Origin of the sequence: Ralstonia sp. 25C (assembly GCF_051904805.1) — a bacterium.
GTDB lineage: Bacteria > Pseudomonadota > Gammaproteobacteria > Burkholderiales > Burkholderiaceae > Ralstonia.
The window spans coordinates 2,214,141-2,231,632 of the sequence record NZ_CP196737.1; the positions used below are offsets into that span (position 1 = coordinate 2,214,141).

Annotated in this window: 17 protein-coding genes and 1 pseudogene; 9 read left to right on the forward strand and 9 right to left on the reverse strand. The window is 65.5% G+C overall.

Annotated elements, in window-relative coordinates:
- Nucleotides 1–11: 11 nt before the first annotated feature.
- On the forward strand, nucleotides 12–236 hold the full coding sequence (locus ACS7SF_RS10310; protein WP_439889696.1) for a hypothetical protein: 225 nt from the start codon (nucleotides 12–14) through the stop codon (nucleotides 234–236).
- A gap of 9 nt (nucleotides 237–245) precedes the next feature.
- Here ACS7SF_RS10310 and ACS7SF_RS10315 read toward each other — a convergent pair whose 3' ends face one another.
- Genes ACS7SF_RS10315 through ACS7SF_RS10325 form a run of 3 tightly spaced genes read right to left on the reverse strand, consistent with a single transcriptional unit; the run spans nucleotide 246 to nucleotide 1,299 of the window.
- Nucleotides 246–461, reverse strand: coding sequence for a cysteine-rich CWC family protein (locus tag ACS7SF_RS10315; RefSeq protein ID WP_439889697.1), 216 nt, complete (start codon nucleotides 459–461; stop codon nucleotides 246–248).
- A complete protein-coding gene (locus tag ACS7SF_RS10320) occupies nucleotides 458–670 on the reverse strand; it encodes a zf-HC2 domain-containing protein (RefSeq protein ID WP_439889698.1) in 213 nt (70 codons plus the stop codon). The genes ACS7SF_RS10315 and ACS7SF_RS10320 overlap by 4 nt, the downstream gene beginning before the upstream one ends.
- A 35-nt stretch (nucleotides 671–705) precedes the next feature.
- Entirely contained in the window at nucleotides 706–1,299 is a 594-nt protein-coding gene (locus tag ACS7SF_RS10325; protein WP_439889699.1) for a sigma-70 family RNA polymerase sigma factor, read from the reverse strand.
- 173 nt (nucleotides 1,300–1,472) lie between these two features.
- Here ACS7SF_RS10325 and argB point away from each other — a divergent pair, with 173 nt between their 5' ends.
- The 3 genes from argB to slmA are packed head-to-tail and all read left to right on the forward strand — an operon-like array spanning nucleotide 1,473 to nucleotide 3,970.
- The gene (gene argB / locus ACS7SF_RS10330; RefSeq protein ID WP_439889700.1) at nucleotides 1,473–2,399 is read left to right on the forward strand and encodes an acetylglutamate kinase; all 927 of its coding nucleotides are present in this window, start codon (nucleotides 1,473–1,475) and stop codon (nucleotides 2,397–2,399) included.
- Nucleotides 2,399–3,265 (forward strand): pyrimidine 5'-nucleotidase, encoded by an 867-nt coding sequence (locus ACS7SF_RS10335; RefSeq protein WP_439889701.1) that lies wholly within the window; start codon nucleotides 2,399–2,401, stop codon nucleotides 3,263–3,265. The genes argB and ACS7SF_RS10335 overlap by 1 nt, the downstream gene beginning before the upstream one ends.
- Before the next feature lie 45 nt (nucleotides 3,266–3,310).
- On the forward strand, nucleotides 3,311–3,970 hold the full coding sequence (slmA, locus tag ACS7SF_RS10340; RefSeq protein WP_439889702.1) for a nucleoid occlusion factor SlmA: 660 nt from the start codon (nucleotides 3,311–3,313) through the stop codon (nucleotides 3,968–3,970).
- Nucleotides 3,971–4,018: 48 nt separating this feature from the next.
- Here slmA and ACS7SF_RS10345 read toward each other — a convergent pair whose 3' ends face one another.
- The 6 genes and pseudogenes from ACS7SF_RS10345 to ACS7SF_RS10370 form a co-directional block, all read right to left on the reverse strand.
- On the reverse strand, nucleotides 4,019–4,825 hold the full coding sequence (locus tag ACS7SF_RS10345) for an N-acetylmuramoyl-L-alanine amidase family protein (RefSeq protein WP_439889703.1): 807 nt from the start codon (nucleotides 4,823–4,825) through the stop codon (nucleotides 4,019–4,021).
- Nucleotides 4,826–4,830: 5 nt separating this feature from the next.
- Complete coding sequence (locus ACS7SF_RS10350; protein WP_439889704.1) at nucleotides 4,831–5,466, reverse strand: metal-dependent hydrolase; 636 nt, start codon at nucleotides 5,464–5,466, stop codon at nucleotides 4,831–4,833.
- A gap of 37 nt (nucleotides 5,467–5,503) precedes the next feature.
- Nucleotides 5,504–6,945, reverse strand: a pseudogene (gene creD / locus ACS7SF_RS10355) (cell envelope integrity protein CreD).
- A gap of 123 nt (nucleotides 6,946–7,068) precedes the next feature.
- Nucleotides 7,069–8,523, reverse strand: coding sequence for a two-component system sensor histidine kinase CreC (gene creC, locus ACS7SF_RS10360; protein WP_439889705.1), 1,455 nt, complete (start codon nucleotides 8,521–8,523; stop codon nucleotides 7,069–7,071).
- 10 nt (nucleotides 8,524–8,533) lie between these two features.
- On the reverse strand, nucleotides 8,534–9,235 hold the full coding sequence (creB, locus tag ACS7SF_RS10365; RefSeq protein ID WP_439889706.1) for a two-component system response regulator CreB: 702 nt from the start codon (nucleotides 9,233–9,235) through the stop codon (nucleotides 8,534–8,536).
- A gap of 36 nt (nucleotides 9,236–9,271) precedes the next feature.
- The gene (locus ACS7SF_RS10370; protein ID WP_439892740.1) at nucleotides 9,272–10,813 is read right to left on the reverse strand and encodes a PLP-dependent aminotransferase family protein; all 1,542 of its coding nucleotides are present in this window, start codon (nucleotides 10,811–10,813) and stop codon (nucleotides 9,272–9,274) included.
- A gap of 165 nt (nucleotides 10,814–10,978) precedes the next feature.
- Here ACS7SF_RS10370 and gabT point away from each other — a divergent pair, with 165 nt between their 5' ends.
- From gabT to metW, 5 genes are all read left to right on the forward strand, one after another.
- Nucleotides 10,979–12,277 carry a 4-aminobutyrate--2-oxoglutarate transaminase gene (gene gabT / locus ACS7SF_RS10375; protein WP_439889707.1) on the forward strand — a complete coding sequence of 433 codons (1,299 nt, stop codon included), beginning with the start codon at nucleotides 10,979–10,981 and terminating at the stop codon, nucleotides 12,275–12,277.
- 4 nt (nucleotides 12,278–12,281) lie between these two features.
- The gene (locus tag ACS7SF_RS10380) at nucleotides 12,282–13,775 is read left to right on the forward strand and encodes an NAD-dependent succinate-semialdehyde dehydrogenase (protein ID WP_439889708.1); all 1,494 of its coding nucleotides are present in this window, start codon (nucleotides 12,282–12,284) and stop codon (nucleotides 13,773–13,775) included.
- A 110-nt stretch (nucleotides 13,776–13,885) separates the two neighbouring features.
- On the forward strand, nucleotides 13,886–15,271 hold the full coding sequence (gene gabP / locus ACS7SF_RS10385; RefSeq protein ID WP_439889709.1) for a GABA permease: 1,386 nt from the start codon (nucleotides 13,886–13,888) through the stop codon (nucleotides 15,269–15,271).
- Nucleotides 15,272–15,517: 246 nt separating this feature from the next.
- Nucleotides 15,518–16,741 (forward strand): homoserine O-succinyltransferase MetX, encoded by a 1,224-nt coding sequence (metX, locus tag ACS7SF_RS10390; protein WP_439889710.1) that lies wholly within the window; start codon nucleotides 15,518–15,520, stop codon nucleotides 16,739–16,741.
- Nucleotides 16,738–17,385, forward strand: a complete 648-nt coding sequence (gene metW, locus ACS7SF_RS10395) for a methionine biosynthesis protein MetW (protein WP_439889711.1) — start codon at nucleotides 16,738–16,740, stop codon at nucleotides 17,383–17,385. Before metX ends, metW begins: the two co-directional genes overlap by 4 nt.
- Nucleotides 17,386–17,492 lie beyond the last annotated feature (107 nt).

Genomic DNA, 17,492 nt, shown 5'->3' on the forward strand with positions numbered 1-17,492 from the left:
GGAACGATTCCATGGCTAACAAAACGCTCGGCACCCGCCAGAAACTCACCTTCCGCATGGAGCCTTCAACGAAGGCTCGAACGGGAACAAGCAGCGCGCGCCCGCGCAATTTCCTCGTGCCGCTGGCCCGGGGCCGCAAGGCCGGAGCCCACACCGAAGGCGGTCATGCGGAGCGCCAGCGCGGGCGGGCCGATGTCCGTCGCGCACTGCGCAAGCTGGACGAAGACAAAGACTAGTTGGGCTAGTTAGTCAGGTTCGGACGTAGCACGTGTCTGCGCAATTGCCTCGCGCAGGCAACGCGGGCAGAGGCACCCCTGTCCGGGACGCAGCGCGCCGGCAGGTAGCTGCGGTTCTTCCATGCACCAGCACGTCGCGTCCGGCTGCTTGCCATCACCGATGGCGCCACAGCGCAACTCGGCGCCGCAGACCGCGCAGACCGTATTCGGTGCTGACCCGCTCACGGGCGGCCGCCTCCATCATCGTCCTGGCCGAGCTTGTGCATGGCCTGGCGCAACACGCCCATCTGGTGTGAGAACCGGGTGCACGCATCGCACGCAAACAGGTGCAGACGCAGGCGCAGGCGTTCTGCCGTCGGCAGTTCGCGGTCCATCTTGGCCACCAGCATGCGGTGGGCTTCTCGGCAGGTGGGCAATCCCCAGCGGTTCGGCATCTTGGTCTCGGTAATGCGACTCTGGCGTCTGCGGTTCAGGCGCTGGCCGGCTGATTGCCGAACCAGTGCAGGTCGAGGCACTCGCGCAGTCGCATGCGGGCACGGTAAAGCAGTGCCCAGGCATTGGTCGCGGTGATCTCCAATTCCTGACAGATTTCGTCTGTCTCCAGCTCCAGCCACTCGCGCATCATGAACACGCGGCCCACGCGCGGCGGCAGGCGGTCAACGCACATCTGCAGCACGTCGAAGAACTCGCGCCGTGACAGCGCTGCATCCGGGTTGCCCCAGTCGGAGGGCGGGCTGGCGTAATGGCCGTCGGCGGCGAACAAGCTGTCGAAGACGGCCTCGTCCGAGCGCTGGTCGGCATCATCGGATTCACCTCCGGCGAGTAACGAGACACGCACTTCACGCCGCCCCGAGCGGATCGCATCAATGATCTTGTGCTTGAGGATGCCGATCACATACGTCTTGAGCGACGCGTTGCCGGCAAAGCGCTCGGGGTGTTCGAGCACCGCCAGGATCGTGTCGGCGACGGTGTCTTCAGCCAGGGCGCTGTCGCGCAACTGTAATTGCGCAAAGCGCAGCAGATGCGGGCGCAGGGCGTTGAGTTGCTCGGGTGCGATGGCCATGTTTCCCCAGGGTGTTCTTCGCTTGCAACGGTTTGACGGGCACACAAGCTGCGGCCAGGACCGTACGGGCTTTTCTTGTAAAATCGCGCCTGCCGAAAATGGGCTGCTTCGTTTTTTGTGTTGCAGGCGACATTCGGCGTTCCATCATACCTGCCCAACCGGATGTCACCGTCATGACCGCTTCTGCTGCCCCCGACCCTGCTGGCCTCGCCCCCGAACTCGCGCATATTGCGCCGGCGCTGAAGGCCGAAATTCTCGCGCAGGCTCTGCCCTATATTCGCAAGTTCCACGGCAAGACCATCGTCGTCAAATACGGCGGCAACGCCATGACGGAAGAGAAGCTCAAGCACGGTTTCGCGCGCGACGTGATCCTGCTCAAGCTGGTCGGCATGAACCCGGTGGTAGTGCACGGCGGCGGTCCGCAGATCGACGAAGCCCTGAAGAAGGTCGGTAAGCAAGGCACCTTCATCCAGGGCATGCGCGTGACCGATGAAGAGACCATGGAAGTGGTCGAATGGGTGCTCGGCGGCGAAGTCCAGCAGGACATCGTCATGCTGATCAACCAGTACGGCGGCCAGGCGGTCGGCCTGACCGGCAAGGACGGCGGCCTGATCCGCGCCAAGAAGCTGAAGATGCCGGACCGCGAGAAGCCGGGCCAGTTCATCGACATCGGCTTCGTGGGCGACATCGAGACGATCAACCCGGCCGTGGTGAAGGCGCTGCAGGACGACGCGTTCATTCCCGTCATCTCGCCCATCGGCTTCTCTGACGAAGGCCAGGCCTACAACATCAACGCCGATGTGGTGGCCGGCAAGATGGCCGAGATCCTGAAGGCCGAGAAGCTGGTCATGATGACCAACATCCCCGGCGTGATGGACAAGCAGGGCAACTTGCTGACCGACCTGTCGGCGCGCGAGATCGATGAGCTGTTTGCCGACGGCACGATCTCGGGCGGCATGCTGCCGAAGATCTCGTCGGCGCTGGATGCGGCCAAGAGCGGCGTCAATTCGGTGCACATCGTCGATGGCCGCATCGAGCACTCGCTGCTGCTGGAAATCCTGACCGAACAGGCGTTCGGCACGATGATCCGCTCGCACTGATGCGACATACCCGAGCGGCCCGGGTGCGCCATGCTGCGCGCACTTGGCCGCGCGAGGTGCCGGCGGGCGAATCGTCTGATGCGCCCGCCCGGCAGCCGGTCTGGCTATTCGATCTCGACAACACCCTCCACCACGCTTCGCACGCGATCTTTCCGCAGATCAATCGGCTGATGACGGCCTACATGGCGCGCGTCCTCGGCACCGATGAAGCCACGGCGAGCCAGGTGCGTGTGGATTACTGGCGCCGCTATGGCGCAACGCTGCTCGGTCTCGTGCGCCATCACGGTGTGGACCCGGCGGACTTCCTTGCCCACGCACATACCTTTGATGATCTGCGCGCCATGGTGCGCGCCGAACGCGGCCTTGCCCAGCTGCTGCGCGCCCTGCCGGGGCGCAAGATCCTGCTGACCAACGCGCCCGTCGCCTATGCGCGCGAGGTGGTGAAGCTCATTGGCCTGAAGCGCGCCTTCATGCGCGAAATCGCTGTTGAGCACATGTGGGTGCACCGCCGTCTGCGTCCCAAGCCCGATCCGCTGATGCTGCGCCGGCTGCTGGCACGTGAGCGCATTGCGCCTTCGCGGGCCATCCTCGTCGAAGACACGCTGTCTCACCTCAAACGCTATCGGCGCCTGGGGATCCGCACCGTCTGGGTGACGGGCTATCTGCGCAGGGTGGCCTCTGGCGTGTTGCCGACGCCGGCTGCAGATGCCTTGCATCCAATGCAAGCGACCGCAATGGGCGCGCGTGCAAATTCACCACATCCGCCGGCCGCTACGCCGATTTTGTTCGCCAACCGGCCCGGCTATGTGAGCGTGAAAGTAAAATCGGTGCTTCAACTAAAACGAAGGCTTGTTCGACGCGGCTAGGCAGGAATCACTCCGCGTTTGGAACGGGAGAGGGGCCAGGAAGTCATGAGCAACGCGCAAACCGGGTTTTCCACGGCTGAATTGGCCGCGGAAGCCGTCATGGAAGCACCGCCACCCGTCCGCAAGCGCCCGCGCCCGGGCGAGCGCCGCGTGCAGATCCTGCAAACGCTGGCGGGCATGCTGGAACACCCGCGTGCTGAAAAGATCACTACGGCTGGGCTTGCCGCCAAGCTGGATGTGTCGGAGGCGGCGCTCTATCGGCATTTCGCCAGCAAGGCACAGATGTACGAGGGCCTGATCGAGTTCATCGAGCAAACTGTCTTCGGCCTCATCAACCAGATCACCCTGCGCGAAGAACATGGCCTGCGTCAGGCGCATGCCATCGCGCACATGCTGCTGTCGTTTGCCGACAAGAATCCCGGCATGACGCGCGTGCTGGTGGGCGACGCGCTCGTCGGCGAAGACGAACGCCTGCCTGAGCGCATGGCGCAGTGCCTGGATCGCATCGAGGCGTCGTTCAAGCAGAGCTTGCGCGTGGCCGTCACGCAGGGCGCGTGGCCCGCGGATGCAGACATTGCTTCGCGTGCCAACCTGATCGTTTGCGCGGTGCTGGGGCGCTGGCATCGGTATGCCAAGAGCGGCTTCCGCAAGTCGCCGATGGAGGGTGTGGAGGCGCAGCTGCGGGTGTTGCTCGCCGCAATGTAAGGTCATCCAGCCCGGTCGGGTGTTTAGCCCAGGGCTGGACTGGCAGCGTTATTTCTTTGCGATGCCGTCTGCGGCATAGGCCCGCGCCGCCTTGACGATGGCTTCCACCATGCGCTGCCGGTGAGCGTCGTCGCTGACATCGGCTTCGTCCCCGGCATCGACGATCACCCCCACTTCCAGCAGGACTGCTGGCATCTCCGTTTTTCGCAGTACCACCAAGTCGTCAAAGCGGTAGATGCCGCGTTGGCGGTCGAGCCATTCCCGGTTCTCTCCCGGGATCGGCTCAGCGTGATGCTGCGCCGGGGCTCGCCCAAGCGGGCGCAGCGCATCGCCCAGGCGTTCTGCGAACGCGTAGCTGCGCGAGAACTGGGCATTGCGCTTGGAAACGAACAGCGAGTAGCCGGCGATGGGTTGGCGCGTGCGATAGGCCTCCAGCGCGCCGGCCTGGATTGTCTCCAGATACTGCGGCTGTGCCGAATCGTGGTGGATGGCAAGAAACAGATCGGCATGCCAGGCGTTGGCCCGCGCCGCACGCGCATCCAGGGTCATCTCCTGGTTCGGCGCGCGCGTCAGCAGCGTTGGAAAGCCGGCGGCTTCCAGCGCCGCGCAAAGTCTGGCGGCAAAGGCATCGTTGTAGCGGACCTCCCGCACCCCGCGGATACCGATGGCACCACCCTGTGCGGGCGTGTGGCCAGGATCGACTGCGATGCGCAACGGCACTGCCGCGCTGGCCTCACCCGCATGCGCGGGTGGCAGCCAGGGCAGCGCCACCGTGAGCAACAGGCCGCCGAGCTTGGCCAGGTGGCGCAGCGCGCCGCGTCGGCCGTGCATGAGGGTGGAACGGACGGTTTTCATGGGGATCAGCGACGTTCAACAGAATGAAATGGTCGCGTGAATCTAGCATCGGGTTGCCGGTTGGAGGAGGACTTTGATGCACTCCGGCTGTTTGAGGGCGTGCATACGCGCGCGTGCTGGGATCGGGTTGCTGCGTCAACCCAACAGCGTATCAACACGCCTATCGCAGCCATTGCCGCGAGCGGTAGTCCGATCCACCGGCACTCCAACCAGAACCGTGTTGTACCGAACAGGCCCGCGTGCGTCAGGGGCAGTGGGCGCCATGGCAGCGTGACGCGCTGGTCAGACAACGGCCAGAACAGCGCCGTGCCGATACCGCGGTCGGTCAATAGGTCCAGTAGCGGATGCGACACGGTGCTGGCCGCCACGAACAGGAACGCGATGCCGGCGCGCCAGCCACAGCGGCGGGCGGCAAGCGCCGCCAGCACGCCGAGCCCTAGCGCGAATCCGATCGAATGGGTCAGCCCACGGTGACCCAGCAAGGCGCCGTAGCGCGCGCCGCCATACCAGACGTTGAGCATGTCTATATCGGGCAGCACGCTGGCGACCACGCCGGTCAACAACAGGCTCACGGGCACCCGGTGGCGGCCCAGCGTGGCAGCGAGGGCCACCGGCGGCGCGCAATGGAGGTAAGTGGGCATGGTGCGGTTCTCTCGTCTTGTTGATGTAGATGCGGCGTTACGCTTGCGGGTTATGCGCCGCCGGTTCCGCCGTGGCCACGGTCTTGGCAGTAGGCAGCAGGTCGGCGCTTGCCGCATACCAATCGATACGGCGTGTCAGCACCATGATGGCGGCCAGGATCACAAACAGCAGGGCCGAGCCCAGCATCAACGCGTTGTCTTCCGAGAGCAGCAGGCCGTAGAGGGCACCGTACAGCGCAGAGAGCAGCGCTGCGAACGTGAGCCCGCGTCGCCAGCTATGCAGCACGGCAGACAGATAAAAGCCCTGCAGCCCAATGCACGCGACACTGGCGCCCAGGTACGCCTGCCAGAACGCGATGCGCTCGGACAAACTCAGCAGCAACAGGAAGAACAGCGCCAGCGCCAGGCCCACCAGCAGGTACTGGATCGGATGGATGCGCAATTGCTTGATCAGTTCGAACACAAAGAAGCCGGCAAAGGTCAGCAGCACGAACAGCAGGCCGTACTTCACCGCGCGATCGGTCTGCAGGTAGACGTTGACCGGATCGATCAGCTTGACCGAAACCGTGTCCATCACGCCGGTGTCCATCGGTGCACTGCCGGCCAGTTGGGACGGGGCCTTCGTGTTGAAGGCCGTGACCTTCCAGTTGGCGCGAAAGCCACTGGCCTCCACGGTACGGGTGTGCGGCAAGAAGCTGCCGTCGAAACTCGGGTGCGGCCATGGAGAGTGGATCGAAATATCGTTCTCGTCACCGATGGGCGCGAAGGCAAGTGACTGCGCGCCCAATAGCGGCAGCGTGAGCGAGAAGGGTACGGTGCGGTCATCGCCGGGCGACAGGTCGACTGCGGCGTGCAGCCCTTGGGGCAGTCTGTCCAGCTGCGAGCCTTGCTCCAGCGTGAGCCGTTTGCCGTCAAGCTCCAGCACCGGGGGCGTGAGGATCCCGCGTGTATCGGCAATGCCCAGCACAACGTAGGGTTTGCCGATCTCAAAGCGGACGTGGCCTGCTGATTTCGTCAGGCCATTGGACGAGGGTAGCGTGATGGTGCCCGTCCAGTGGCTCTGCATTTCGTAGACGAGCGTTTGTGAATGCCGCGATAGCGCTCGCTGGGCGTGACCTCCGCGTTGACGTGCAGCGTTTGCGGAAAGATCAGCAGCTTGTGGTCGGTGGTGGTCCATTGCGTGGTGGTGCGTACCGAGCTGCGTGCCGAATCACCGGCTCCCGCGCGCTTGGCGCTGGCTTCCGCCGCTGTGTCGGTACCCTCAGAGACCTTCTGCGTGGTGACCTCTTTGTACGGCAGCACGATCACGGGCCCGGTGAGGGTTTGCGGGCCGGCATAGCTCCTCCAGATGCTCTGCTCGGCTTCATCGCGGTAGCTGGCGCGTTCGTGCACCAGCCCGCCGACCATCTGCAGCGGAATGAGGATCAGCAGGATCAGGAATCCGGTGATCAGGGACTTGTACAGCAAGGCTCGGTTCATAGCGGCGGGCACGAGAGTGTGGATGCCGCCAGCGTAGGTGCCCGATGTGTGTGGACGACGAAGCGACCGTGTGCCCAATGTGTGCCGGCACCGCGCCTGTGTGAAGCCGGTGTGAAGTGTGCGTCAGCCGGTGGTGGGCAGCGTCAGCGTGGCGAGCGTGCCGCCGTCGCTGCGGTTGGCGAGCACGATGGCGCCGTGGTGCAGCATCGCCACTTCGCGCACGAAGCACAGGCCGAGCCCCGTGCTCTTGTCGCGACCCTCGGGGCGCGGCAACGAGTAGAAGCGCTCGAACAGGCGCGGCAATGCGTAGTCAGGAATGCCCGGGCCACGATCGCCGACTTCAACGACGAGCGCCCGCGTTTCTGCATCACCGGCTTGCGTGACCGTCACATCAATCGTGCTGCCCGCCGGGGCGAAGTCGAGCGCGTTCTCGATCAGGTTGGCGCAGGCCTGTCGCAGCAGGAATGGGTCGCCTTGCACAGAAAAGGCGGACGAGGCATCGTCCCCAGGGCGAAGCGAGAACGTCAGCGCGCGTTGCCGGGCGCGCGGTTCCAGCTCGCGCAGCAATTGGCTCAGCAGCGGAACCAGCGCGACAGGCTCGCGTGTTTCGAGGCGCTGGCGTTGCTCCACGCTGGCCAGCGCGAGCAGCTTGCCGATCATCTGTTCGAGCCGCTGCGTCTGGCGCTGGATGTTGGTGACGAAACGATCGCGGTCGGCGGCCGGCATGTCTTCCTGCAGCAGTTCGGCAGCGCCACCAATGGCGGCCAGCGGGCTCTTCATCTCGTGCGTGAGCGTGTGGATGTAGTGCTCGACGTACTGCTTGTCTTCCAGCCGCAGCCGCATCGTTTCCACCGCGCGGCCCAGTTCGGCCAGTTCGTTCGCGCCCTGTAGCGGCATCTCGGCGCGCTCGCCCACGGCCACCGCGCGTGCATAGCGCTGCAGCTGACGCAGACCATGCACCAGCCACAGCGTGCAGCCGATGCCGATGGCAAACGCCACGCCCATCAGCAGCAAGCCATGCAGCAGAATCTTGCGCTGGCTGCGCTCGATGAAGGGCGCCATCGCCAGGTTGGGCTTGGCCACGGTCAGCGCGCCGATGATGCGGTCGCCATCGCGAATGGGCGCGGCCACGTGCATGACGGTGCTGCTGTCATCGCCTTCGATGGCGCGTGTGCTGCGGGCGCCGTACTTGCCTTGCAGCGTCAGGTACACATCGTTCCACTTCGAGTAATCGCTGCCCACCGCGGTGCCGGCCGTGTCGAAACGCACGATCCCTTTGGCGTCGGTGATGTAGACGCGGTAGCCGAGGTCGCGCTTGGCGAGGCCCCAGATGTTGGCCTCGGTGGGAGCATTGCGGAGCTTGGCGAGCCGGCGCGCGAATGCGCCATTGGCGATATGGCCTTGCTTCATGTCCTCGGTGGCGAGCACGGCCAGCACGTTGGCGGTATCGACCAGCGTGTCTTCCATGGCTTGCCGCACGCCGGGTTTGACCTCCTGCACGAACACGCGCAGTGTCAGGAAGGCGGCCAGGCCGACGATCAAAAAGAAGCCGAAGAAGATGCGCAGACCGATGTGCATGGCGCGGGGCTCAGGTCTCGAGCGAGTAGCCCATGCCGCGATGCGTGCGGATGGGGTCGGCTTGCGCATCGATGGCACGCAGCTTGGCGCGCACGGTCTTGATGTGGGTGTCGACGGTGCGGTCGATGGTGTCCGCCGCGTCGTGCCAGACCAGCTCCATCAGTTGCGCGCGCGAGTAGATGCGCCCCGGATGCCGCAGCAGCAGCGCGAGCAGCTGGTATTCGTAGCGCGTGAGATCGAGCCACTGGCCGAGGTACGCCAGGCGCGCACCTTCCGCATCGTGCGTGAAGATGGCCGAGGTGGCCGGGTTGGGCGCCGGCGCTGCTGCGGGTGCCGGGGTACGCGCGCCGGCGCGGCGCAGGATCACCCGCACACGCGCGGCCAACTCGCGCGGCGAAAACGGCTTGATGACGTAGTCATCGGCGCCGATCTCCAGGCCGACGATGCGATCGATTTCTTCGTGCCGCGCGGTGAGGAAGATGACCGGCACATCGCTGAACGTGCGCAGGGTACGGCAGACTTCGAAGCCGTTGATGTCGGGCAGCCCCACATCGAGAATCACCAGATCGAACGCCGCCGCACGCAGGCGGGCGAGGCCGTCTCCGCCGAGGGCGCAATGCTCGGCCGTCATGCCATCGGTCGACAGCGCGTAGAGCAGGGTGTCTGCGATGGCGGGTTCGTCTTCAATGACGAGGATGCGCGGTGTGGTCATGCGGGGGCTTGCGGGTGCTGTCTCAGCGGTTGCACATCATAAAGGTGCCGCGCCGGTGTCGGGGCGGCACTGCGTGCGGATGGCTTCCGCCAGCGTATGAAAGCGCGCGGCAATGGTGTCGGTTTCCACATGGCCATAGCCGAGCAAGAGGCCAGGCTGGCGGCGCGCATCGTCCTGGTAATAGCGCGAGAGCGGGCGCGTGACGACGTCGTTGGCCAGCGCCTGTTCCACCACGGCCACATCATTGGTGCCAGGCGGCAATCCCAGCACGAGATGCAGGCCCGATGCGCCGTCATGCACGGGCAGCGCATCGCCGAACTCCTTGGCGATGGAGGCAAGCAGCGTTTCGCGCCGCTCCGCATACACGCCGCGCATGCGCCGGATGTGCGAGACGAAGTGCCCCTCCGCAATGAAGTCGGCCAGCACCGCCTGCGTGAGGATCTGCCCGCCGCGGAACATCTCCGACAGGCCCGTCGCAAACGCATCAGCCAGCGCGGGCGGCACGACCAGGTAGCCGATCCGCAGGCTCGGGAACAGCACCTTCGAGAACGTGCCCATGTAGAGCACGCGCCCGCCTTCGTCCAGGCCCTGCAGCGACGGTAGCGGGCGGCTGCCGTAGCGGAATTCGCTGTCGTAGTCGTCTTCAGCGATCCACGCATCGGTGGCGTATGCGGTGGCCAGCAGCGCGCGGCGTCGCGCCAAGCTCATCACCGAACCGAGCGGGTACTGGTGCGAGGGCGAGACCACCATCAGCTTTGGTGGTTTGCTGCGCTGACGTCCGCGTGTGGTGGGCACGTCGAAACGCATGCCTTCGTCGTCCACCGGCAGCGGTACGGTGCGTACGCCCGCCGCGGTGAGCACGCTGCGCACGCCCCAGTAGCCGGGGTCTTCAATCCACGCGCTGTCGCCCGCATCGCACAGCAATTGCGCGATGAGTTGCAACGACGGGTGGATGCCCGCGGTGATGATGATCTGCTCCGGCTCGCAGCGCACGCCGCGCGCGGTGCGCAGGTAATCCGCCAGCGCGGTGCGCAGCGGCAGGTAGCCGGCGCCCACCGGATACGTCAGCAGCGCGGGCGACGGTTTGCGCAGCAGCCGGTTATGCAGCCGCGACCAGATCCGCGCGGGAAACATCCGCACCTCCGGCACGCCCGGCATGAAGGCGCCCCACTGGCGTGAACTGGCCCCAGCATCACGCACCAGCGCCCGACCGCGCGTGGAGAGCATCGGCGCGGAGGGCGTGGCCGCTTCGGTGATCGGCGCAGCAACGGGTGCACTCGGGGGTGGCGCTGTGTCGAGCCGGTCCGGGGCGGTATCAGCGACGAACGTGCCACTGCCCACACCTGCGGAGACGTAGCCCTCCACGCCCAACTGTTCGTAGACGTGGATGACCGTGTTGCGGGCGATGCCCAACTCGGTGGCCAACTGGCGCGATGACGGCAGGCGTGTACCGGGCTGCAGTTCGTCACGCAGGATGCCTTCCTGCAGCACGCGATACAGGCGACGGTGATCGGGCTCGCCGCCCGGGACGGCGTTGTCGCTGCGATCGAAACGGCGTTGCAGGTAGTCCACCAACATGCTGGCGCGGTGGGTGGGGGAATGGTCGGCCATGGCGGGCGATAGAGCCAAAGAGAGCCAAAGTGGCTCCATTAGAAAAACACGATTGGGTCTCATTGTACGGGGCCAATGGCTGCCACACTGCCTCGCATCGCACATTTCTTTGACCGAACACAGCCCACCGCCATGAACGCCCGAGATCTGCAACAAGCGCCGCAACAAAACGCTAACGCCCAATGGAATGCCCGCCGCCTGGCCGCGATGCCGCGCGGCGTTGGCGTGATGACCGATCGCTACGCCGAGCGTGCTGAGAACGCGCTGTTCTGGGACGTGGAAGGCCGTCGCTACATTGACTTTGCGGCCGGCATTGCCGTGGTTAACACCGGCCACCGTCATCCGCGTCTGGTGCAGGCCGTGCGCGAGCAGCTCGACCACTTCACGCACACTGCCTTCCAGATCGTGCCCTACGGCTCTGCGGTGGACTTGGCCGAGCGCCTGAACACGATCACGCCGGGCACGCACGCCAAGAAGACCGCGTTCTTCACCACCGGCGCCGAGGCTGTCGAGAACGCCATCAAGATCGCCCGTGCGCACACGGGCCGCCCGGGCGTGATTGCGCTCACGGGCGCGTTTCACGGCCGCACGTTCATGGGCATGTCGCTCACGGGCAAGGTGGTGCCGTACAAGACGGGCTTCGGGCCGTTCCCGGGCAGCATCTATCACGTGCCGGCACCGGTCGCGCTGCATGGCGTGAGCACGCAGGATTCGCTGGACGCGATTCAACGTCTGTTCAAGGCTGACATCGATCCGCGCCAAGTCGCGGCCATCATCTTCGAGCCGGTGCAGGGCGAAGGCGGCTTCTACCAAATGCCCGCTGATTTCGTGCGCGCCGTGCGTGCGCTGTGCGACGAGCACGGCATCGTGATGATCGCCGACGAAGTGCAGACCGGCTTTGCCCGCACCGGCAAGCTGTTCGCCATGGAGCACACCGGTGTGCTGCCCGACCTGATGACGATGGCCAAGGGCCTGGCCGGCGGCCTGCCGCTGTCCGCCGTCACCGGCCGTGCGGAGATCATGGACGCACCGGCGCCGGGTGGCCTGGGCGGCACCTACGCCGGCAACCCGCTGGCCGTTGCGTCCGCACATGCGGTGCTCGACATCATTGCCGACGAGAAGCTGTGTGAGCGTTCCGCCGCGCTGGGCGCACGTCTCGTCGATGCATTGAACGCTGCGAAGGCAACGCAACCGCGCATCGCCGAAGTGCGCGGCGTGGGCGCGATGGTTGCTGTCGAATTCAATACGCCGGACGGCAAGCCCGACGCCGACTTCACCAAGCTCGTGCAGCAACGCGCGCTCGAAGCCGGTCTGCTCCTGCTGTCGTGCGGCGTGTACGGCAACGTGATCCGCTTCCTGTTCCCGCTCACGATTGAAGACGCGATCTTCGAAGAGGGCCTTGCCATCCTGCAACGCGCACTGGAGGGCTGACACCATGACCCGCACCGATTTGCCGGGCGCACCGATTGCATTGAAAGACCCAGGCCTGTGGCGCACGCAGGCGTTCCTCGCCGGCACGTCGGCCGATGCCGATGACGGCGCCACGCGCGACGTCACCGACCCCGCCACGGGCCGCACCATCGGCACCGTGCCCGGCATGGGCGCTGCTGAAACGCGCCGCGCCATCGAAGCCGCGCAGGTTGCACAGCGCGCGTGGCGCAAGGTGCCGGCACGTGATCGCGCCAAGATCCTGCGCAAGCTGGCCGACCTGATGATGGAGCACCAGCAGGACCTCGCCGCCATCCTCACGGCCGAGCAAGGCAAGCCGCTGCCCGAAGCTGCGGGTGAGATCGCCTATGCCGCGTCGTTCATCGAGTGGTTTGCCGAAGAGGCGCGCCGCATCTACGGCGATACGATCCCCTCGCCGCAGGGCGATCGCCGCATCGTCGTGCAGAAGGAGCCGATTGGTGTGACGGCGGCCATCACGCCGTGGAATTTCCCCATCGCCATGCTGACGCGCAAGGTCGGGCCGGCGCTGGCCGCCGGTTGCTCGATGGTGGTCAAGCCTGCGTTGGAGACGCCCTATTCCGCGCTCGCGTTCGCCGAACTGGCCGCGCGTGCTGGTGTGCCGGCTGGCTTGCTGTCCGTCATCACCGGTGATTCGCAGCCGATCGGCGGTGAGCTGACCTCCAACCCGATCGTGCGCAAGCTCAGCTTCACAGGGTCCACTGCGGTCGGTCGCCTGCTGATGCGTCAGTGCGCGGACGACATCAAGAAGCTCTCGCTCGAACTCGGCGGCAACGCGCCATTCATCGTGTTCGACGATGCCGATGTCGGTGCGGCTGTGGAAGGCGCGATGGTCGCCAAGTACCGCAACGCGGGCCAGACCTGCGTGTGCGCCAACCGCTTCTACGTGCAGCGCGGCATCTATGACGCGTTTGCCGCCAAGCTGGCTGACGCCGTGCGCGCGCTGCGCGTGGGCAACGGCACGGAGACCGGCGTGCAGCAGGGCCCGCTGATCCACATGCGTGCGATGGAGAAGGTGCAGCAACACCTAGACGACGCTGTGTCCCAAGGCGCACGCGTGCTGGTCGGTGGCAAGCCGCACGCGCTGTCCGCACAGGGCGGCGCGTTCTTCGAGCCGACTGTCGTGGTGGATGCGAAACCTGGCATGCTGCTCACACATGAGGAAACCTTCGGCCCGCTGGCCGCGCTCATTCCGTTCGACACCGAAGACGAAGCCGTCGCCGCTGCCAACGACACCGAGTTCGGCCTCGCCGCGTACTTCTACACGCGCGACCTGGGCCGCGCATGGCGCGTGTCGGAGGCGCTGGAGTCGGGCATGGTCGGCGTCAACACGGGGCTGATCTCGACGGCGGAAGCGCCGTTTGGCGGCGTCAAGCAATCGGGTCTGGGCCGCGAAGGTTCCAAGTACGGCATCGACGAATACCTGGAGATCAAGTACATCAACATGGCCGGACTCGGCTAAAGCCTTGTAGGCTGCACCCCTCACGACAGGCCGGACCCTAGAATCCGGCCGTCGTTTTTTCCAGCACCCGTTGGGGGCGGGAAGCACCAAGACAGGAACAAGGAAGAGACATGACAGGAACAAAGACGGGCCTCAGCTCCGGCCTGAAGCCGCGCCACGTGACCATGCTGTCGATTGCAGGCGTGATCGGCGCGGGGTTGTTCGTTGGCTCGGGGCACGCGATTGCCAAGGCCGGGCCGGCCGCGCTCATCGCCTACGGCATCGCCGGCTTACTGGTGGTGCTGGTGATGCGCATGCTGGGCGAGATGGCCGTGGCGCATCCGGATACCGGCTCGTTTTCCACCTACGCCGACCGGGCCATCGGGCACTGGGCGGGCTTCACCATCGGCTGGCTGTACTGGTGGTTCTGGGTGCTGGTGATTCCCATCGAGGCCACCGCCGCGGCGTTGATCCTCAACACGTGGTTTCCGGGTGTGGCCACGTGGGTGTTTGCGTTGGGCGTGACGTTCGTGCTCACGCTCACCAACCTGTTCTCCGTCAAGAATTACGGCGAATTCGAATTCTGGTTCGCGCTCATCAAGGTGGTGGCCATCGTCATCTTCTTGGCCGTCGGGGGCGCGGCGGTGCTGGGGCTGTTGCCAGGCTCGGGTGTGTCGGGCGCGGCGCGGCTGATGGATACCGGCGGCTTCATGCCCAACGGTTTCGGTGCGGTGCTGGCAGCATTGCTCACCACCATGTTCACCTTCCTCGGCACCGAGATCGTCACCATCGCAGCGGCGGAATCGGCTGACCCGGCGCGGCAGATCGTGCGTGCCACCAACTCCGTCATCTGGCGTATCTGCCTGTTCTACCTGGGTTCGATCTTCGTGGTGACGGCGCTGGTGCCGTGGAACGATCCGCTGCTGGCCGCGCACGGTTCGTACCAGCGCACGCTGGAGCTGATTGGCGTGCCGCATGCCAAGGCCATCGTCGATGTGATCGTGCTGGTGTCGGTAGCGAGTTGCCTGAACTCGGCGCTGTACACGGCGTCGCGCATGTTGTTCTCGCTGTCGGTGCGCGGCGATGCGCCGGCCGCCCTGCGCCGCACCGATGCCAGCGGCACGCCGCGCGCGGCCGTGCTGGCGTCCACCGCGTTCGGCTTTCTGACTGTCGTTGCCAACTACGTGATGCCCGAGCAGGTGTTTGCCTTCCTGCTGGCCACGTCGGGCGCGATTGCGCTGCTGGTCTATCTCGTCATTGCGATTTCGCAGTTGCGCATGCGTGCCAAGGCGGGCGCGTCCTCCAGCGCGATGCCGTTGCGCATGTGGCTGTTTCCGTGGCTGACGTGGGCGGTCATCCTGTTCATCTGCGGTGTGTTGATCACCATGATGATGCTGCCGGGCCATCGCTCGGAAGTAGGCGCCACCGCGTTGCTGGCGCTGTTGATCATGGCGGCGGCATGGCTGAACAGGCGGGCACGGATGGCGGCGCCACACCCTGCCGGTGCCCGTGCCTAGGCCAGCATCACATCGGCCGCGGCCTGATCTATAATCTCCAATCTCTGGCGCGCCGATTTGACGACTGGCTTGCGGGCGCGCGGGAGTCCTTGTCACACGAATGTGGCCCTGGGCTCTCATTACAAATGCGGCTAAAGAGGTTCGGTCAGAACGCGGGGTTGGGAGAAGTCACCGCCCCACGTGCGCCACACAGAGCCCGATTGGTTGCGTTGTCAGCGTTGCCGGTCGGGCTTTTTCTTTGGCGCCATGACAGACATCCAGGCTGACCCCACCGTCGCCGCAGACACCGCGGCGACGGTCAGTACCGATACCCGGCCTCCCTCCACGGCACAGAAAACCAAGCCGGCCAACGCCCTCGGCCTGGTCGTGCCCGAGCGCATGCACTTTGCCGAGCCGCTGCAGTTGCGCAACGGCTCGCAGATCAGCGGCTACGACCTGATGGTCGAAACCTACGGCACGCTCAATGCGGATCGCTCGAACGCCGTGCTGATCTGCCACGCGCTCAACGCCTCGCACCACGTGGCTGGCGTGCATGCCGAAGGCGAAGTCGGCTGGTGGGACAACATGGTCGGCCCCGGCAAGCCGGTGGATACCAACCGCTTCTTCGTCATCGGGGTGAACAACCTCGGCTCATGTTTCGGTTCGACTGGCCCGATGAGCCCGCACCCGGAGACGGGCGCACCGTACGGCGCGCGCTTTCCCGTGGTGACGGTGGAGGATTGGGTCAACGCCCAAGCGCGCGTGGCCGATCGCTTCGGCATCCAGCAATTCGCCGCGGTGATGGGCGGCAGCCTCGGCGGCATGCAGGCGCTGGCGTGGAGCCTGATGTACCCCGATCGCCTGCGGCACTGCGTGGTGGTGGCGTCCACGCCCAAGCTGTCGGCGCAGAACATCGCCTTCAACGAAGTGGCGCGCAGCGCGATCCTGTCTGACCCCGACTTCCACGGCGGCAACTATTACGCGCACAACGTCAAGCCCAAGCGCGGCTTGCGCGTGGCGCGCATGATCGGCCACATCACGTATCTGTCGGATGAGGACATGGCCGAGAAATTCGGCCGCGAACTGAAGGCCGAAGACATCCGCTTCTCGTTCGACGTCGAGTTTCAGGTCGAGAGTTACCTGCGCTATCAGGGCGACAAATTTGCGGAGTACTTCGACGCGAACACGTATCTGCTGATCACGCGTGCGCTCGATTACTTTGACCCGGCGCTGGCTTACGGCGGCGACCTCACGAAGGCAGTTGCACACACCAAGGCCAACTACCTTGTCGTCAGCTTCATGACCGACTGGCGTTTCGCGCCCGCGCGCAGCCGCGAGCTGGTCAAGGCGCTGCTCGACAACAAGCGGCCCGTCACCTACGGCGAGATCGACGCGCCGCACGGCCACGACGCCTTCCTGCTGGAAGACCCGCGCTACCACGCGCTGGTACGCGCCTATTACGAACGCATTGCCCAGGAGATTGGCGTATGACCACGCAAACGCTGAACGCCATCGCCGCCCCCGCCGCTGCGTCGGCGGTGCCCAACATTCTGGCGGACCGGGCGGACTTCCGCGCCATCGCCCGCTGGATCGAGCCGCGCTCCACGGTGCTCGACCTGGGTTGCGGCGACGGCAGCCTGCTGCGCGTGCTGCAGGATGAACTCGACGTGCTGGCCTATGGCATCGAGATCGACGATGCGGGTGTGCTTGCTTCCACGCAAAAGGGCGTGCACGTCATCCAGCAGAACATGGAAGGCGGCCTGGCGCTGTTCGAAGACAAGAGCTTCGATACGGTCATCCTCTCGCAGACCTTGCAGACCATCCACAACACCGCGCAAGTGCTGCGCGAGATGCTGCGCGTGGGCCGCGAGTGCATCGTGTCGTTCCCGAACTTTGGTTACTGGCCGCACCGGCTGTCGATCTTCCGCGGGCGCATGCCGGTGTCCAAATCGCTGCCGTACGAGTGGTACAACACGCCCAACGTGCGCGTGCTGACCATCCGCGACTTTGAAGCGCTGGCGCCTAAGGTGGGGCTGGTGATTCTGGATCGCGTGGTGCTGCACGATGGCGATGTGGTGCGCTGGGGTGCCAACTGGCGCGGCAGTGTGGCGGTGTATCGGGTGCGCGCGGGCTGATTGCCTTGGCATCCATGCGCGACTCAGGTGTGGCGGTTTGAGCGCACCCACGCGCGGCAGGTGGGCGCGCTACACTGGGCCATCTTCCGATGAGGAGCGCGCGATGA

Excerpts from the sequence above, each read along its gene's own strand:
- gabT (WP_439889707.1), top strand. The coding sequence starts at position 10,979 with ATGAACGCCCGAGATCTGCAACAAGCGCCGCAACAAAACGCTAACGCC.
- creB (WP_439889706.1), bottom strand. The coding sequence starts at position 9,235 with ATGACCACACCGCGCATCCTCGTCATTGAAGACGAACCCGCCATCGCA.
- metW (WP_439889711.1), top strand. The coding sequence starts at position 16,738 with ATGACCACGCAAACGCTGAACGCCATCGCCGCCCCCGCCGCTGCGTCG.
- ACS7SF_RS10370 (WP_439892740.1), bottom strand. The coding sequence starts at position 10,813 with ATGTTGGTGGACTACCTGCAACGCCGTTTCGATCGCAGCGACAACGCC.
- ACS7SF_RS10335 (WP_439889701.1), top strand. The coding sequence starts at position 2,399 with ATGCGACATACCCGAGCGGCCCGGGTGCGCCATGCTGCGCGCACTTGG.
- gabP (WP_439889709.1), top strand. The coding sequence starts at position 13,886 with ATGACAGGAACAAAGACGGGCCTCAGCTCCGGCCTGAAGCCGCGCCAC.
- ACS7SF_RS10310 (WP_439889696.1), top strand. The coding sequence starts at position 12 with ATGGCTAACAAAACGCTCGGCACCCGCCAGAAACTCACCTTCCGCATG.
- ACS7SF_RS10380 (WP_439889708.1), top strand. The coding sequence starts at position 12,282 with ATGACCCGCACCGATTTGCCGGGCGCACCGATTGCATTGAAAGACCCA.
- ACS7SF_RS10320 (WP_439889698.1), bottom strand. The coding sequence starts at position 670 with ATGCCGAACCGCTGGGGATTGCCCACCTGCCGAGAAGCCCACCGCATG.
- slmA (WP_439889702.1), top strand. The coding sequence starts at position 3,311 with ATGAGCAACGCGCAAACCGGGTTTTCCACGGCTGAATTGGCCGCGGAA.
- ACS7SF_RS10345 (WP_439889703.1), bottom strand. The coding sequence starts at position 4,825 with ATGAAAACCGTCCGTTCCACCCTCATGCACGGCCGACGCGGCGCGCTG.
- ACS7SF_RS10325 (WP_439889699.1), bottom strand. The coding sequence starts at position 1,299 with ATGGCCATCGCACCCGAGCAACTCAACGCCCTGCGCCCGCATCTGCTG.
- ACS7SF_RS10350 (WP_439889704.1), bottom strand. The coding sequence starts at position 5,466 with ATGCCCACTTACCTCCATTGCGCGCCGCCGGTGGCCCTCGCTGCCACG.
- argB (WP_439889700.1), top strand. The coding sequence starts at position 1,473 with ATGACCGCTTCTGCTGCCCCCGACCCTGCTGGCCTCGCCCCCGAACTC.
- creC (WP_439889705.1), bottom strand. The coding sequence starts at position 8,523 with ATGCACATCGGTCTGCGCATCTTCTTCGGCTTCTTTTTGATCGTCGGC.
- metX (WP_439889710.1), top strand. The coding sequence starts at position 15,518 with ATGACAGACATCCAGGCTGACCCCACCGTCGCCGCAGACACCGCGGCG.